General features: G+C 68.3%; 12 protein-coding genes. 6 read left to right on the plus strand and 6 right to left on the minus strand.

The window, feature by feature from the left end:
- Nucleotides 1-61 precede the first annotated feature (61 nt).
- The 4 genes from DTA15_RS23400 to DTA15_RS23415 all read left to right on the plus strand — a co-directional run bounded on the left by DTA15_RS23400 (nucleotide 62) and on the right by DTA15_RS23415 (nucleotide 4,660).
- The gene (locus DTA15_RS23400) at nucleotides 62-409 is read left to right on the plus strand and encodes a DUF3564 family protein (protein ID WP_006483554.1); all 348 of its coding nucleotides are present in this window, start codon (nucleotides 62-64) and stop codon (nucleotides 407-409) included.
- 416 nt (nucleotides 410-825) lie between these two features.
- A complete protein-coding gene (locus DTA15_RS23405; protein WP_006483552.1) occupies nucleotides 826-2,721 on the plus strand; it encodes a peptidoglycan D,D-transpeptidase FtsI family protein in 1,896 nt (631 codons plus the stop codon).
- A gap of 159 nt (nucleotides 2,722-2,880) precedes the next feature.
- A complete protein-coding gene (locus DTA15_RS23410; protein ID WP_006483551.1) occupies nucleotides 2,881-3,876 on the plus strand; it encodes an arabinose ABC transporter substrate-binding protein in 996 nt (331 codons plus the stop codon).
- A 19-nt stretch (nucleotides 3,877-3,895) separates the two neighbouring features.
- On the plus strand, nucleotides 3,896-4,660 hold the full coding sequence (locus DTA15_RS23415) for an SDR family oxidoreductase (protein WP_006483553.1): 765 nt from the start codon (nucleotides 3,896-3,898) through the stop codon (nucleotides 4,658-4,660).
- A 70-nt stretch (nucleotides 4,661-4,730) separates the two neighbouring features.
- Here the strand turns inward: DTA15_RS23415 and DTA15_RS23420 are convergent, their stop codons facing one another.
- The 4 genes from DTA15_RS23420 to DTA15_RS23435 form a co-directional block, all read right to left on the minus strand.
- The gene (locus DTA15_RS23420; protein ID WP_006493088.1) at nucleotides 4,731-6,446 is read right to left on the minus strand and encodes a cation:proton antiporter domain-containing protein; all 1,716 of its coding nucleotides are present in this window, start codon (nucleotides 6,444-6,446) and stop codon (nucleotides 4,731-4,733) included.
- A 209-nt stretch (nucleotides 6,447-6,655) separates the two neighbouring features.
- Complete coding sequence (locus DTA15_RS23425; RefSeq protein WP_012493300.1) at nucleotides 6,656-8,083, minus strand: cytochrome c; 1,428 nt, start codon at nucleotides 8,081-8,083, stop codon at nucleotides 6,656-6,658.
- Nucleotides 8,080-9,858, minus strand: coding sequence for a GMC family oxidoreductase (locus tag DTA15_RS23430; RefSeq protein ID WP_006491161.1), 1,779 nt, complete (start codon nucleotides 9,856-9,858; stop codon nucleotides 8,080-8,082). Before DTA15_RS23430 ends, DTA15_RS23425 begins: the two co-directional genes overlap by 4 nt.
- Nucleotides 9,858-10,598 carry a gluconate 2-dehydrogenase subunit 3 family protein gene (locus tag DTA15_RS23435; RefSeq protein ID WP_006491164.1) on the minus strand — a complete coding sequence of 247 codons (741 nt, stop codon included), beginning with the start codon at nucleotides 10,596-10,598 and terminating at the stop codon, nucleotides 9,858-9,860. Before DTA15_RS23435 ends, DTA15_RS23430 begins: the two co-directional genes overlap by 1 nt.
- Before the next feature lie 400 nt (nucleotides 10,599-10,998).
- Between DTA15_RS23435 and DTA15_RS23445 the strand changes: the two genes are divergently transcribed.
- The gene (locus DTA15_RS23445) at nucleotides 10,999-11,310 is read left to right on the plus strand and encodes an RNA 2'-phosphotransferase family protein (protein WP_012493299.1); all 312 of its coding nucleotides are present in this window, start codon (nucleotides 10,999-11,001) and stop codon (nucleotides 11,308-11,310) included.
- A gap of 19 nt (nucleotides 11,311-11,329) precedes the next feature.
- On the opposite strand, the gene DTA15_RS23450 is transcribed toward DTA15_RS23445, so the two are convergent.
- Nucleotides 11,330-11,746 (minus strand): DUF3995 domain-containing protein, encoded by a 417-nt coding sequence (locus DTA15_RS23450; protein WP_012493298.1) that lies wholly within the window; start codon nucleotides 11,744-11,746, stop codon nucleotides 11,330-11,332.
- A 296-nt stretch (nucleotides 11,747-12,042) separates the two neighbouring features.
- On the opposite strand from DTA15_RS23450, the gene ald reads away from it, so the two are divergent.
- Nucleotides 12,043-13,158: an alanine dehydrogenase gene (ald, locus tag DTA15_RS23455; protein ID WP_006493090.1), complete on the plus strand. Its 1,116-nt coding sequence runs from the start codon at nucleotides 12,043-12,045 to the stop codon at nucleotides 13,156-13,158.
- A gap of 40 nt (nucleotides 13,159-13,198) precedes the next feature.
- Here ald and polX read toward each other — a convergent pair whose 3' ends face one another.
- Entirely contained in the window at nucleotides 13,199-14,977 is a 1,779-nt protein-coding gene (gene polX, locus DTA15_RS23460) for a DNA polymerase/3'-5' exonuclease PolX (protein ID WP_006490443.1), read from the minus strand.
- Between the last annotated feature and the right edge of the window lie 94 nt (nucleotides 14,978-15,071).

Here is a 15,071-nt window from a genome sequence, read left to right on the forward strand (position 1 = left end):
TCTATCTAGACTATTCAAGTCCAAACGGTCGAATGTGTCATTTTTTTCAGGAGACGATGCAATGCGCCTCACCATTCGGATTAATGGCAGCGAATCGGCAACCCGGCACTCCTTCGCGGTACTGTGGGTCGATACCGACGAGGGGCTGTGGTCGCGCGAGGCACATCAGGGCATCGACCTTCCGACCTGGGGCAAGGTCCGCGACGTCGAGGGCGCGATGGCGCTCTGCGCGGCCGACAGCGGCAATGCCGTCTGTCAGTTGAAGGGGTTGTCGTTCGATGCGACGCGGCGTGAACAAGGCCCCGCGGTGCTCGCCGGCGAACATCCCGACGGCGCGTGGCGGCTGCAGGCGGTCGATACCTGCACCACCCAGCCGGAATATCGGGAATTTATTTCCGTTGCCCGATAGGTATTATTGACATGAATCGTCTGCGGTTTTCGGGTTTATTCCGGTATCGGTGATATTCATTTCGATATTCAGCATGAATGGCGCCTCGGTTCGAGGCGCTTTTCATTTTCTGGATTAAAGAAATAACCGGGGTGCGGGCAATTGATCGCGCGCCGGGACGCTCGCGATCGAGCGGCGGCGAAGACCGCACGCTCGGATCGGCATGCGACGCTCGTGCGTGTTTCGTCCCCTGTGCAGCCGCCGCGAATGCCTGCCCGGCCCCGCCTTCCTCCCTTTTCCGCCGTGTTCCCGATCGCCTGCCATTCGCCTTTTTGCGGGGCCGGAACATACTTTCCCCACACGGTGTTTACTCATTTATTACAATTGCATTATTCAGACTGACCCGCCGCCGCCCGGCGGCCCGACCCGGCCATTGCATGAGCGTAAAAAAGAAGACCCACCCTGCCGATCCGTACGCAGCGGCGACCAAGAATCCGATGCTCGCGTCGCGCCTGCCGATGTGGCGCTCGCGGCTGATCGTGGTCGTCGTGTTCCTCGCGTTCGCCGCGCTGATCGCGCGCGCTTTCTGGGTGCAGGTCGCGAACCAGGATTTCTACGTCGGCCAGGGCCAGAAGCGTTATCAGCGCACGATCGAACTCGACGCGATGCGCGGGCGCATCGTCGACCGCAACGGCGCGATGCTCGCGGTCAGCCTGTCGACCTATGAAATCTGGGCGAACCCGAAACAGGTCGCCGACACCGATTACCCGCAGATCGCGAAGCTGCTCGACATGCCGCTCGTCGAGGTGAAGCGGCGTCTCGGCAACGACAAGACGTTCGTGCTGCTCAAGCGGCAGGTCGACGCGGATACCGCGAGCCGGCTCGACAAGCTCGCGATCGACGGCATCACGCAGATCGCCGATTCGAAGCGCTTCTATCCGGAAGGCGAATCGGCCGCGCACGTGGTCGGCTTCACGAACGTCGAGGACAAGGGCCAGGAAGGCGTCGAGCTCGCGGCCAACGCGCGCCTGCAAGGCACGTCCGGCCAGCGCGAGGTGATCCGCGACCGGCTCGGCCGCATCGTGTCGGACACGCGCCCGCTCGTCCCCGCGCAGCACGGCGCGACGATCGAGCTGACGATCGACCGCCGCATCCAGCAGCTCGCCTTCAGCCAGCTCAAGGCGGCCGTGATCGAGAACAACGCGGTGGCCGGCAGCGTCGTCGTGCTCGACGCGCAGAACGGCGAGATCCTCGCGCTCGCGAACTACCCGACCTTCGATCCGAACGACCGCGCCCGCCTCACCGGCCAGCAACTGCGCAACCGCGCGGTGATCGACACGTTCGAACCGGGCTCGACGATCAAGCCGCTCGTCGTCGCGCTGTCGATCGACGAGCGCAAGGTCACGCCGAACACGATCATCAACACGTCGCCGGGCACCTACAAGATCGGCCCGGCGGTGATCCACGACACGTCGAACCACGGGTCGCTGACGGTATCGCAGGCGCTGCAGAAGTCGAGCAACGTCGCGCTTGCGAAACTGGCGCTGAACCTGCCCGCCGAAACGATCTGGAACAAATACCAGGAGTACGGGATCGGCCGCGCGCCGGAGCTGACGTTCCCGGGCGTCGCGTCGGGCCGGCTGCGCGGCTACAAGCGCTGGCGGCCGATCGAGCAGGCGACGATGGCGTACGGCTACGGGCTGTCGATGTCGCTGCTGCAGATCGCGCAGACCTACACCGCCTATGCGGGCGACGGCACGCTGCACCCGGTGTCGCTGCTGAAGAACGGCACCGACCAGCAGACGATCGACGCGCACCGCGGCCACCGCGTGACGTCGCCGCAAACCGCCGCCGCGATCCGCTCGATGCTCGAGATGGCGGTCGGCGAAGGCGGCACCGGGCGCCGCGCGCGCGTCGACGGCTACCGGATCGGCGGCAAGACCGGGACCGCGCGCAAGCAGGTCGGCGCGAGCTACGCGAAGGGCAAGTACCGCGCGCTGTTCGCGGGGATGGCGCCGATGAGCAACCCGCGCCTGATCGTCGCGGTGATGATCGACGAGCCGCGCGGCAAGGGTTACTACGGCGGCACCGTGGCCGGCCCGGTGTTCGCGTCGGTCACGAGCGGCTCGCTGCAGCTGCTCGGCGTGCCGCCCGACGCGCCGGTCGAAGCGGAGAAGAACGCGCCGGCGAAGGCCGCCGCGCCGCAGAAGACGGTCGCCGCGCCGAAAGCGGCGACAGCGACGACGACCGTCACGCAGAAACCGTCGGCGTCGCCCAGGACCACCGCGCAAGCCGGCCCCCCCGCGCCCGCGAAGCCGGCCGCCGCCGGCTGACGAAGCCACGGGCGATGCCGGGTCCGCATCGCCCCGCCCCATCCCACTCTCTAGGAACGCACCGCATCATTTGAGCGTTCCCGCCGCGTCCTCCTACAATTTTTGCGCGCCGCAGGCGGCCTTGCCTGCGCGCCCGACTACAACAACGGAGAGAGACGCATGCGATTCCACTGGAAAACGCTCGTGCTGGCCACCGCGAGCGTCACGCTGCTGGGCGGCGCCCCGGCCCGGGCGGCCGATGCCGCCGACGTGAAGATCGGCTTCCTCGTCAAACAGCCGGACGATCCGTGGTTCCAGGACGAATGGCGCTTCGCCGAACAGGCCGCGAAGGAACAGCACTTCACGTTGATCAGGATCGCGGCGCCGAGCGGCGAGAAGGTGTCGACTGCGCTCGACAGCCTCGCCGCGCAAAAGGCGCAAGGCGTGATCATCTGCGCGCCCGACGTGAAGCTCGGCCCCGGCATCGCGGCGAAAGCCAGGCGCGCGGGGATCAAGCTGATGTCGGTCGACGACCAGCTCGTCGACGGCCACGGCGCGCCGCTCCCGGGCGTGCCGCACATGGGCATCTCCGCTTACAAGATCGGCCAGCAGGTCGGCCAGGCGATCGCGGACGAGACGAAGCGGCGCGGCTGGAATCCGGCCGAAGTCGGCATCATCCGGCTCGCGTACGACCAGTTGCCGACCGCGCGCGAGCGCACGACCGGCGCGGTCGACGCGCTGAAGGCCGCCGGCTTTCCGGCCGCGAACGTGATCGACGCGCCCGAGATGACGGCCGACACCGAAGGCGCGTTCAACGCGGCGAACATCGCGCTCACCAAGCATGCGAACTTCAAGCGCTGGGTCGCGTTCGGCTCGAACGACGACACGACGGTCGGCGCGGTGCGCGCCGCCGAGGGGCGCGGCATCGGCGCGGATGCGATGGTCGCGGTCGGCATCAACGGCAGCCAGATCGCGCTCAACGAGTTCGCGAAGCCGAAGCCGACGGGCTTCTACGGTTCGATCCTGCTGAATCCGCGCCAGCACGGCTACCAGACGAGCATCAACATGTACGACTGGATCACGAAGAACCAGGCGCCGCCGCCGCTCGTGCTGACGTCCGGCACGCTGATCACGCGCGACAACGAGAAGCAGGCGCGCGCCGCGCTCGGCCTGTGAACCCGCACCAGGAGCCGACATGACACGCACCACCCTCGTGACGGGCGCCGCCGGCGGCATCGGCCAGGCGCTGTGCCGCACCTTCCTCGCAGCCGGCGACCGCGTGCTCGCGCTCGATCGCGACCGCGCGGCGCTCGACCGCTTCATCGGGACGCTCGCCGATGGGCGCGCGACGCCGGTCGTCGACGATCTCACCGACGCCGAGCGCCTGTGCTCGATGCTCGAATCGCATCCGGAAGTCGACGTGCTGGTCGCGAACGCAGGCACGGCCGCCTCGACCACGCTGCGCGACACGACGCCCGCGAGCTGGCGCACCGATCTCGATGCGAACCTGACCGCCACCTACGTGAGCGTGGAAGCCGTGCTGCCCGGCATGCGCGCCCGCGGGCGCGGCGCGATCGCGATCATCGGTTCGGTCAACGGCGTGCATGCGCTCGGGCATCCGGCCTACAGCGCGGCGAAGGCCGGGCTGATCAGCTACACGAAGTCGCTCGCGATCGAATACGGCCGCGACGGCGTGCGCGCGAACATCGTATTGCCGGGCACGGTCAAGACACCCGCGTGGGAAGCGCGCGTGCAGCGCAACCCGCAGGTATTCGAGCAATTGAGGAAATGGTATCCGCTCGACGATTTCGCGACGCCCGACGACGTCGCGCAGGCGGCGCTGTTCCTGTGCTCGCCGGCCGCGCGGATCATCACCGGTGTCGCGCTGCCGGTCGACGGCGGCCTGCTGGCCGGCAATCGCGTGATGGCGCAGGAACTGACACTCGAGACGTTCTACTGAGACTGAAGCCGGCAGCGCCGGCGGCCGCCCGCGCCGCCGTGCGCTGCCCGGTGCGCGATGCCGCGCGCCGTCAATGCGCGGCCGCGACCGGCTTCGCCATCCGGCCGAGCACGTGCTCGGTCATCCCGCGCGCGAGTTCGGTCTCGCCCATGAACACGGTGCCGATCCCCTCGTTCGACAGCAGCGCGGCCTCGTCGCTACTGTTCGTGCACAGCACGACTTCAAGCGTCGGGTTGAGCGTGCGCGAAATCTCGACGATCTGCCGCACGTCGAACACGTCGGGCAGCGTGACGACCAGCATCCCGGCGCGGGCGATATGCGCCTGCACCAGCACGATCGGCTCGATCGCGTCGCCCGACACGGCCGCGATACCGTCCGCGCGCAGCTTCTCGACGAGCTCGCGATTCTGCTCGACGACGACATACGCGATCCCCCGCTCGTCCAGCGCATGCGCGATCCGCGTGCCGACCTTGCCGTAGCCGACGATCACGACCTGGCCAGTCAGATGCGTCTGCGGCGTCGACATCGGCAGCGCGGCGAGCGGATCGTCGCGCGCCTCGAGCTTGCGTGCGAACGCCGAATGCTTGCGGATCCAGGCGAGCGCCGGATCGATCATCGCGAACAGCAGCGTGTTCATCGCGATCGAGATCAGCGCGACCGCGAGAATCAGGCTCTGCCCTTCGGCCGACAGCAGCCCGAGCGCACGGCCGAGCCCCGCGAGGATGAACGAGAATTCGCCGATCTGCGCGAGGCCCGCGCCGACGGTCAGCGCGGTGTTCAGCGGATAGCGGAATGCGATCACGAGCGCGACGGCCGCAACCGTCTTGCCGATCAGCACGATCGCCGCGACCTCGATCACGTGCAGCGGCTCGTCGAGCAATACTTTCGGGTCGAACAGCATGCCGACCGAGATGAAAAACAGCACCGAGAACGCGTCGCGCAGCGGCAGCGTCTCGTCGGCCGCGCGCCGGCTGAATTCCGACTCGCGCATCATCATCCCGGCGAAGAACGCGCCGAGCGCGAACGACACGTCGAACAGCTTCGCCGCGCCGAACGCGATGCCGACCGCCGCCGCAATCATGCAAAGCGTGAACAGCTCGCGCGAGCCCGTGCGCGCGACGAGCCACAGAATGCGCGGGAACACGCGCTTGCCGACCACCAGCATCAGCGCGATGAACGCGGCGACCTTCAGCATCGTGACGCCGAGCGTGCTCCACACGCTGCCGCCGGCCGCGTGCGCGTCACCGGGCGGCGTGCCGCCGAGCAGCCCCGCCACGGGCGGCAGCAGCACCAGCACGAGCACCATCACGAGATCCTCGACGACCAGCCAGCCCACCGCGATACGCCCGTTGACCGTTTCGACGAGCCCGCGCCCCTCGAGCGCGCGCAGCAGCACGACGGTGCTCGCGACCGACAGCGCCAGCCCGAACACCAGCGCCGCACCGAGGCTCCAGCCCCAGGTGAGCGCGAGCCCGCCGCCGAGCAGCGTCGCGACGGTGATCTGCACGATGGCGCCCGGCAGCGCGATCTTGCGCACCGCGAGGAGATCGCCGAGCGAAAAATGCAGGCCGACGCCGAACATCAGCAGCATCACGCCGACTTCCGCGAGCTGCTGCGCGAGCGACAGATCGCCGACGAAACCGGGCGTGCCGGGGCCGATCACGATCCCGGCAAGCAGATAGCCGACGAGCGGCGGCATTTTCAGCAGCGACGCGAGGTAACCGAAGATCATCGCGAGACCGAAACCGGCCGCGAGCAACGCAATCAGGCTGACGTCATGAGGCATCCCCCCTCCCAAGCTCTTGTAACTATTTAGTAAGGTTCAAGAGTGAAAGGATAAGGGATGAGGCGGAAGAATGGCGCGCAGCGGCGAAAATTTCACGCGGCGGCGCCGGTTGGCGGGGCGCGACCCCGGCAAAGTGAAAGGCATGGCGGGCCCGGTCGCACGTCGATGTGGACCGGGCGACAGGCGGGGCGAGCGCCCTGCCGCTCCCGTCAGCGCGACGCTTGCGGGAACCGCGCGCCCGGCGGCGGCTCGGGCCGCGTCGACGGCACGCTCTTGCGCACCTTCGCGACCTGCGCGGCCGTCACCGGCGCGCCCGTGTTGCCCCAGCTCGTGCGCACGAAGTTCGACACGTCCGCGACTTCCTGGTCCGACAGGCGCCAGCCGAACGGCGGCATCGTGAAGGTCGACGGCGCGGTGCGCGTGCCCTGCAGCGCGCTGCCTTCCAGCACGACGTGGATCAGCGAGGTCGGATCGTCGCCCTGCACGACCGGGTTGCCGGCGAGCGCCGGGAACACGCGCGTGTAGCCGTGGCCGTCGCTGCGGTGGCAGGCCATGCAGTTGTCGCGATAGACGGCCGCGCCCGGCTTGCTCGCGTCGCCGGTCTGCAGCGCCTTCGCGGCGGCCGCGTCGTACACGTGCGGCTGCTCGCCCTGCACGCGCGGCGGCAACGTCTTCAGGTAGCGTGCGATCGCGTTCAGGTCGTCGTCGGTCATGTGCTGCATGCTGTGGCCAACCACGTCCGTCATCCCGCCGAACGCGGCCGTGCGCAGCGTACGGCCGGTCTTCAGGAACTGCACGATCTCGGTTTCGTTCCACGTGCCGAGGCCCGTGCGCGGCTCGCCGCGCAGGCTGGTCGGCACCCAGCCGTCGATCGCCGCGCCGCCGGCCAGGAAGTCGAGGCCGTCCGCGTCGGTCAGCCCGCGCTCCTGCATCGTCGGCGCGCGCGGCGTGTGGCATGCGCCGCAATGGCCGAGGCCCTGCACCAGATACGCGCCGCGGGCGACCACCGGGTCGGTGTACGGCGCCGCGTCGAACGGCTTCGGCGCCGGCGCGAACAGCTTGCGCCAGATGCCGAGCGGCCAGCGCATCGACAGCGGCCACACGATGTCCACCTTGCGGTTCTCGTGCTCGACCGGCGCGACGCCGTGCATGAAGTACGCGTACAGCGCCTTCATGTCGTCGTCGGTCAGGCGCGAATACGACGGGAACGGCATCGCCGGATACATCGTGTCGCCGTTCTTGCGCACGCCTTCGCGCACCGCGCGGGTGAAGTCCTCATAGGTCCAGCCGCCGAGGCCCGTCTTCGGTTCCGGCGTGATGTTCGTCGAGTAGATGCCGCCGATCGGCGTGTCGAACTTCAGGCCGCCGGCGAACGGCTTGCCGCCGTTCGCGGTGTGGCAGGCGATGCAGTCGCCCGCGCGGGCGAGGTATTCGCCGCGCTTCACGAGCGCCGCGTCGGCGGACTGCGCGACAGGCGCAGCCGCCGCGCCCGAAGCCGCGGCCGGCGTAGACGCCGGCTGCGCGAACGCGGCGCCGCCCGCCAGACCGAATGCCGCCCAGGCCGTGCCGATCGCCAGCGCGCGCCGCAGCGGGGACACCGGACGCGCGGCGTTGTGGTGGTTCATCGTCCTCTTCATACGGTCACCAGCGGGGCGGGATTTTTCAGGTATTGCTCGCGGATCGCACGTGCCGACCAGTAGGCCAGCGCCGCGATGATCCCGGTCGGGTTGTAGCCGATGCCCTGCGGCAGCGCGGACGCGCCCATCACGAACACGTTGTGCACGTCCCAGCACTGCAGGTAGCGGTTCAGCACGCTCGTCTTCGGGTCGGTGCCCATGATCGCGCCGCCGACGAGGTGGGTCGTCTGGTACTGGCGCGAGTCGAAGTGCTTGCCGAACTCGCGCGTCGACACGCCGATGGCCTTCGGCCCCATCGCTTCCGCGATCTTCTTCATCTGGCCGGTCACGTACTGCGCCATCCTGATGTCGTTGTCCTTCCAGTCGAACGTCATCCGCAACAGCGGCTGGCCGTACGAATCGCGATAGGTCGGATCGAGGTCGAGATACACGTCGCGGTACGACATGTTGGTGCCGTGCGCGTCCATCGAGATCGTGTGCGCGTAGTTGTCCTTGACCGCCTTCTTCCACGCCGAGCCCCACTGCGGCGTGCCGGGCGGCGTGGCAATGCCGCTGATCGGCTTCACGCCGGCCTGGTTCACCCACAAGGGCGAGCCGCCGACGAAGCCGAGCGGGCCGTGGTCGAAATTGTCCGCGTTGAAGTCGTCCACCGCGACGCCGTTGCCGCCCGCGCCGATGAACGGGTTCGTGTAGGTGTCCTTGTCGAAGAACGCCTTGATCGTCGACAGGTTCTGGTACGCGAAATTGCGGCCGACCACGCCTTCGCCCGAGATCGGATCGTACGGCTTGCCGATGCCCGACAGCAGCAGCAGGTGCACGTTGTGATACTGGAACGCGGCCACGATCACGAGATCGGCCGGCTGGTGCACTTCACGCCCGGCCGGATCGACGTAGGTGACGCCCGTCGCGCGCTTCTTCGTGTCGTCGAGGTCGACGCGCAGCACGTGGCACTTCGAGCGCAGCTCGAAGTTCGGCGCCTGCTTCAGCGCCGGCAGGATGTTCAGGTTCGGCGACGCCTTCGAATACATGTAGCACGCGTAGCCGCTGCAGTAGCCGCAGAAGTTGCACGGGCCCATCTGCACGCCGTACGGGTTCGTGTACGGGCCCGACGTGTTCGCCGACGGCAGCCGGTACGGATGCAGGCCGAGCGAGTGCGCGGCATCGAAGAAGCGCTGCGCCGAATACGTATTGAGCTGCGCGGGCAGCGGGAAGTTGTCGCTGCGGTTCGCCTCGAACACGTTGCCGTCGCCGACCACCTTGCCGCCGACCTTGTACGCCTGCCCCGACGTGCCGAACACCTTCTCGGCGAAATCGAAATGCGGCTCGAGCTCGTCGTACGTGACGCCCGTATCCTGGATCGTCATCCCTTCGGGGATGAACTTCTTGCCGTAGCGCTCTTCATAGTGGCTGCGCAGGCGCAGCTCTTCCGGCGTGATCCGGAAGTGCACGCCCGACCAGTGCAGCCCCGCGCCGCCGACGCCTTCGCCCGGCAGGAAGGCGGCGAGCTGCCGGTACGGCAGCGCGGTGTCCTGCAGGCCGTGGCGGATCGACACGGTCGTCTTCGACAGGTCGAGGAACAGCTTCTTGCGGATGTTGTAGGTCAGCTCGTCGATCGTGTTCGGGTACGCGCCGTCCGGATAGGTGTCGCGATATTCGCCGCGCTCCAGCGCGACGACGTTCAGGCCCGCTTCGGTCAGTTCCTTCGCGAGAATCGCGCCGGTCCAGCCGAAGCCGACGATCACCGCATCGACGTGCGGCTTCTTATCTGCGGCCATCAGCTGCGCTCCCCGTTGATCGAGACGGGGCCGTACGGATAAGGCTTGCCGCTCTGGTTGACGAAATCCATGAAGTCCGCGCGTGCGCCCGGGAAACCGATCATCTTCCACGCGGCCATGTCGCGATTGCCGCCATGCACCGGATCGCAGAAGTAGCCTTCGCGCGTGTTCTGCAGCAACTGGCCGAGGAACACGCCGGGCGGGACGTCGTCGATCTGCGCGCCGCCCTTTTCCAGCGCGCCGAGCACCGTGTCGCGCGTCGGCGCGTCGAGATCCGCGAACGCCTTGCCGTGCGCCTTTTCGCAATAGCGGTTGACTGCCGCGATGCCGAGCCGGTAGATGTCGCGCGGCACCAGCTTCAACTGGTAGCCGAGCTCGGGCACGCCCTGCTGGAACGGCCCCTGCATGTACCACGTCGCGCCGTGCGCATACGGCGTCTCCATCTGGCGATCGATGAATTCCGGCACGCCCGCTTCGAGCGCGCCGGGGCCTTCGGCGTCGGCCGGAATCAGCCGGTCGACGGCGGCCTGGACGAACGCCCATTCCTTCGCATCGAAAAAGGTCGGCTTGTACGGCGCGCGTTCGGCGCTGGCCGCCGCAGTGGACGCGTTGCCGGCGGTCGTCGCGGACGGCGACGACGAATGCAGGTCGCAGCCGGCGACCGACGCGATCGGCACGAGCGCGACCGACGTGCGCAGGAAACGGCGACGCGAATTGGGTTTGTCAGGTGGCGTGGACATGGTCGGATGTTGATCGTTGGGGATCGGGGTTCGGACGCGCGCATTCCGCATGCCGCGTGCCCGGCACGGCAGCCGTGCCGCAGGCGGCCGGTCGCCCTGTTCTTTCGTGTGTTGCGCACAACCTCGACGCTGGCGCCCGGCCGCGATTCGCGGTGGCGCCGTCATTGCAGCCGCACTCGCCCCGGGGCCGGCGGCGTTGCGCGGATCGACCTCTTTGCGGGCCCTATCGTCGGACAAATACCGGCATCGGCCGGCATCTTTCCGTCATCGCCCATGACCCTTATTCAACTTAGACGTCGCGCCTGCCGACGGCAAGCGCAACGTGCACGACCCTCTTTCCGGGCCTGGCGACGAGTGCCGCGAATTATATATGGAACCGGTTCCATTGCTAGAGGGTTCAATGCAATTCAGTGCATCGAAATCAGCAACAATGGAAAAACCGGATGCCGGAATGTGCAAGGATGAGGAAATGGCGGACAGCGACGATCAGGCGGCGACGGAACCCGGCGCCCCTCATCACGTGTATCTGCCGGCGGACATCCGGACGGCGCTGGCCGTCGGCGCGCGTTACGGCGTGCCCGCAATCCTCGAAGTGGCGGCGCAGCTGATGCACCGGCAGGGCCACACGTTCTTCGCCGCCGAAAACGATGTGTGGCTGATCGATGCCGTGCCGGCCGAATATCTCGAGCTAATCGATACGCGCGCGGATTGAATCACGCACCGTTCCTCTCTCACCACGGCCAGAACATCGACGCGATCGACAGCGCCAGCGCCGCGCACAGCGGCGAGTAATACAGCGTATCCATCCGCGCGAAACGCGACCCGCGAATGCGTTTGAAGAAGCCGACGTAGCGGAAATCGCCGACGGCCCGCACCGCGAAGATCAATGCGAGCGCAACGACCGCGAACGCGATCGCGCAGGGATACGTGTTGCGCCCCAGCCAGCCGGCACGCGCGGCGACCGCGCCTGCACCGCCCAGCAGCGCGAGCGCGACGGCAAGCGTGCCGACCGCAGTCGGCCGCAACAGCGGTACGCCATCCTGCTCCGGAATGGCCGCGCGCTTGCCCAATCGCCCGCCGAACGCCCAGTACACGTGCACGAGCGCGATGGCGCAAAGCGTCGGTACGCTGAAATACGCAGCGGTCATGTCGATCAAGGTCCTCGTCTCGTTGTCTCGTCGTTTTGCCGAAAGGTGTTCGGCTCGCGGCCCCGGCCCGCGCCACGCATGACGATACCGAAACCCGGTCACATGCGCATTGCGACCTCGAGTCGCAACCGATCGCCACGCATGCTGCGTTGCAGTGCGCATGCGTCGTCGCACAGCCCGGTCGCTTGACTTCCCTCCGCGCACTACTACCCTGTTATTCCAGTACTGCGGTCGGCCTGCCGCTGCGCGACCGGCTGCTCGCACGACGACGATAACGAAGGCCATGGAGGCGACTCATGCTGATCGGTGTGCCGAAAGAGATCAAGAACCACGAATACCGCGTCGGCCTCACGCCGGCCGGCGCGCGCGAACTCACGCGGCACGGCCATCGCGTGCTGGTGCAGCGCGGCGCGGGTACGGCGATCGGCCTGCTCGACGACGACTACACGGCCGCGGGCGCGTCGCTCAGCGACGGTGCCGAGGACATCTTCGCGCGCGCCGACATGATCATCAAGGTCAAGGAACCGCAGCCGGCCGAATGCGCGATGCTGCGGCGCGGCCAGATCCTCTACACATACCTGCATCTCGCGCCCGATCCCGATCAGGCCGCCGCGCTCGTGAAATCCGGCGCGGTCTGCGTCGCGTACGAAACCGTGACGGGCCCCGGCGGCGGCCTGCCGTTGCTCGCGCCGATGAGCGAAGTCGCGGGCCGCATGTCGATCCAGGTCGCGGCGACCCACCTCGAAAGCCCGCGCGGCGGCCGCGGCCTGCTGATGGCCGGCGTGCCGGGCGTGCCGGCCGCGCACGTCGTCGTGCTCGGCGCCGGCGTGGTGGGCACCGGCGCGCTGCAGATGGCGGTAGGCCTCGGCGCGCGCGTCACCGTGCTCGACAACAACGTGAACCGGCTGCGCCAGCTCGATCTCGTGTTCGCCAACCGGATCGCGACCGTCTGTTCGAATGCGCAGACGGTCGACGAAGCCGTGCGCGATGCCGACGTCGTGATCGGCGCCGTGCTCGTGCCGGGCGCGTCGGCGCCGCGGCTCGTCACGCGCGACATGATCGCGACGATGCGCAAGGGCGCGGTCGTCGTCGACGTCGCGATCGACCAGGGCGGATGCTTCGAGACCTCGCATGCGACCACGCATGCGGCGCCGACCTTCGTCGTCGACGGGGTCGTCCACTACTGCGTCGCGAACATGCCCGGCGCGGTCGCGCGCACGTCCACCTTCGCGCTGAACAATGCAACGCTCGGCCATGCGCTCGCGCTCGCCGACAAGGGCTGGAAGCAGGCGATGCTCGACGATCCGCATCTGCGCGCGGGCCTGAACGTGTGCGACGGTCACATCACGTACGAAGCGGTCGCGCTGGCGCTCGGCCTACCTTACGTCCCCGCGACCGGCGTGCTCGGATGACCCTGCCGGCATGAGCTGAACGCATCGCGACCGGCCACGCTCACGCGCCCTTCGACCGACTCCGCTTCGCACCGCCGCCCGCGCTGCCCGCACCGCCCATCGTGCGCGCCAGCAGCGGCCGCAGTTGCGCGAGCGTGCGCGTGTTCAGCACGTCCTGCCGCGTCAGCCAGCCGCGCCGCGCCTGATCGACGCCGAACGCGAGGTTGTCGAGCTCGTCCGCGCTGCATGCATCCGAACCGATCGCGACCGGCACGCCGGCCTTCGCGGCCTCGCGGCACCACACGTCCGGCAGGTCGAAGCGCCGCGGCTGTGCATCGAGTTCGACGAAACAGCCGCGCGCGGCAGCCTGCGCGAGCACGCGCGGCACATCGAGTTCGCAGGCGTCGCGCTCGCCGAGCAGGCGGCCGGTCGGGTGCGCGAGAATCGAGAAATGCGGATGATCCATCGCGCGCAGCATGCGATCGGTCTGCGCGCCGCGCGGCAGGTCGAAGCCGTCGCGTATCGCACCGACCACGAGATCGAGCCGGCCGAGCAGCGCGTCGGGCACGTCCAGGCTGCCATCCTCGCGAATGCCGGCCTCCACGCCCTTGAGCAACACGAAATCGTCGAACGTCGCGTTGAGGCGATCGATGTCGTCGAGTTGCCGCGCGAGCCAGTCGAAACCGTTGCGAGCGCCGCCGTCGGGTGGGGCGCGGTCGGTGACGGCCAGATAGGCGAGCCCGCGTGCACGCGCGGCAGCGGCCATCGCGCGCAGGCCGTCGCGGCCGGCCGACGCATCGGTGTGCGCGTGCAGGTCGCCATGGAGATGCTTGCGCTCGACCAGCGCCGGCAGCGTGCCGGCACGCGACGCATCGATCTCGCCGCGATCCTCGCGCAACTCGGGCGGCACCTCGTGCAACCCGATAGCCGCGTAGACCGATGCCTCCGTCGCTCCGGCAATCCGTTCGTCGCCACGAAACACGCCGTATTCGTTGATTTTCAGGCCGCCGGCCTGCGCGAGCCTGCGCAGCGCGATGTTGTGCGCCTTCGATCCGGTGAAGTAGACGAGCGCCGCGCCGAACGCATCGGCATCGACGACCCGCAGGTCGACCTGCAATCCGTTGACGAGCATCACGCTCGAGCGCGTCTTGCCGTGCGCGAGCACGCGCGCCACGTCGTCGTAGCCGACGAACGCTGCGGTGACCGCACCCGCGTCGCGCGCGGTGACGAGGATGTCGAGATCGCCGACCGTCTCGCGGCGGCGGCGGAAGCTGCCGGCCGGCACGGCCTGGCCGACGCCGGTCACCGCCCGCAGGCGTTCGAGCAACGGCATCAGCGCATGTGCGGCGTCGGGCAGCAGGAAGCGTTGCGGCTCGCGCTGCAGGCGATCGTCGATCGCTTCGAGCAGATGCGCTTCGGTTTTCGCGCCGAAGCCCGGCAGCTCGCGCACATGCCCGCTCTTCGCTTCGGCGCGCAACTGTTCGAGCGAATCGACGTTCAGCGCGTCATGCAGCGCCTTCACGCGTTTCGCGCCGAGCCCGGGCACGTCGAGCAGCTCGACGATCGCGCCCGGCAGCGCATGACGCAAGGTTTGCTGCAGTTCGCAGGTGCCGGTCGCGGCGATCTCGCGCAGCTTCGCCGCAAGATCGGCCCCGATCGACGGAATCTTCCCGAGATCGTCGCCGTTCGCGATCATCATCGGAATATCCCGGCCGTAGTCGGCGATCGTACGCGCGGCGTTGCGGTACGCACGCACGCGAAACGGGTTGGCGCCCTGGATCTCGAGCATGTCGGCGATCTCGGCGAACACGGCCGCGCACTCGGCATTGTGGATCGGCATGATCGGCGTGGCTCCCTTCCACGTGGATGGCGCCGCGCCCCTGCGCGACGGCGTCTGCCCGCCCGGCGCCGCATGTCGACGCCGCCGGGCGCCC

It is taken from the genome of Burkholderia cenocepacia (assembly GCF_900446215.1).
In the GTDB taxonomy this organism is placed as follows: Bacteria; Pseudomonadota; Gammaproteobacteria; order Burkholderiales; family Burkholderiaceae; genus Burkholderia; species Burkholderia cenocepacia.

Coding starts and splice junctions, on each gene's coding strand:
- DTA15_RS23420 (WP_006493088.1), bottom strand. CDS start 6,446: ATGCCTCATGACGTCAGCCTGATTGCGTTGCTCGCGGCCGGTTTCGGT.
- DTA15_RS23435 (WP_006491164.1), bottom strand. CDS start 10,598: ATGTCCACGCCACCTGACAAACCCAATTCGCGTCGCCGTTTCCTGCGC.
- DTA15_RS23405 (WP_006483552.1), top strand. CDS start 826: ATGAGCGTAAAAAAGAAGACCCACCCTGCCGATCCGTACGCAGCGGCG.
- DTA15_RS23450 (WP_012493298.1), bottom strand. CDS start 11,746: ATGACCGCTGCGTATTTCAGCGTACCGACGCTTTGCGCCATCGCGCTC.
- DTA15_RS23425 (WP_012493300.1), bottom strand. CDS start 8,083: ATGAAGAGGACGATGAACCACCACAACGCCGCGCGTCCGGTGTCCCCG.
- DTA15_RS23410 (WP_006483551.1), top strand. CDS start 2,881: ATGCGATTCCACTGGAAAACGCTCGTGCTGGCCACCGCGAGCGTCACG.
- polX (WP_006490443.1), bottom strand. CDS start 14,977: ATGCCGATCCACAATGCCGAGTGCGCGGCCGTGTTCGCCGAGATCGCC.
- DTA15_RS23430 (WP_006491161.1), bottom strand. CDS start 9,858: ATGGCCGCAGATAAGAAGCCGCACGTCGATGCGGTGATCGTCGGCTTC.
- ald (WP_006493090.1), top strand. CDS start 12,043: ATGCTGATCGGTGTGCCGAAAGAGATCAAGAACCACGAATACCGCGTC.
- DTA15_RS23400 (WP_006483554.1), top strand. CDS start 62: ATGCGCCTCACCATTCGGATTAATGGCAGCGAATCGGCAACCCGGCAC.
- DTA15_RS23445 (WP_012493299.1), top strand. CDS start 10,999: ATGCAATTCAGTGCATCGAAATCAGCAACAATGGAAAAACCGGATGCC.
- DTA15_RS23415 (WP_006483553.1), top strand. CDS start 3,896: ATGACACGCACCACCCTCGTGACGGGCGCCGCCGGCGGCATCGGCCAG.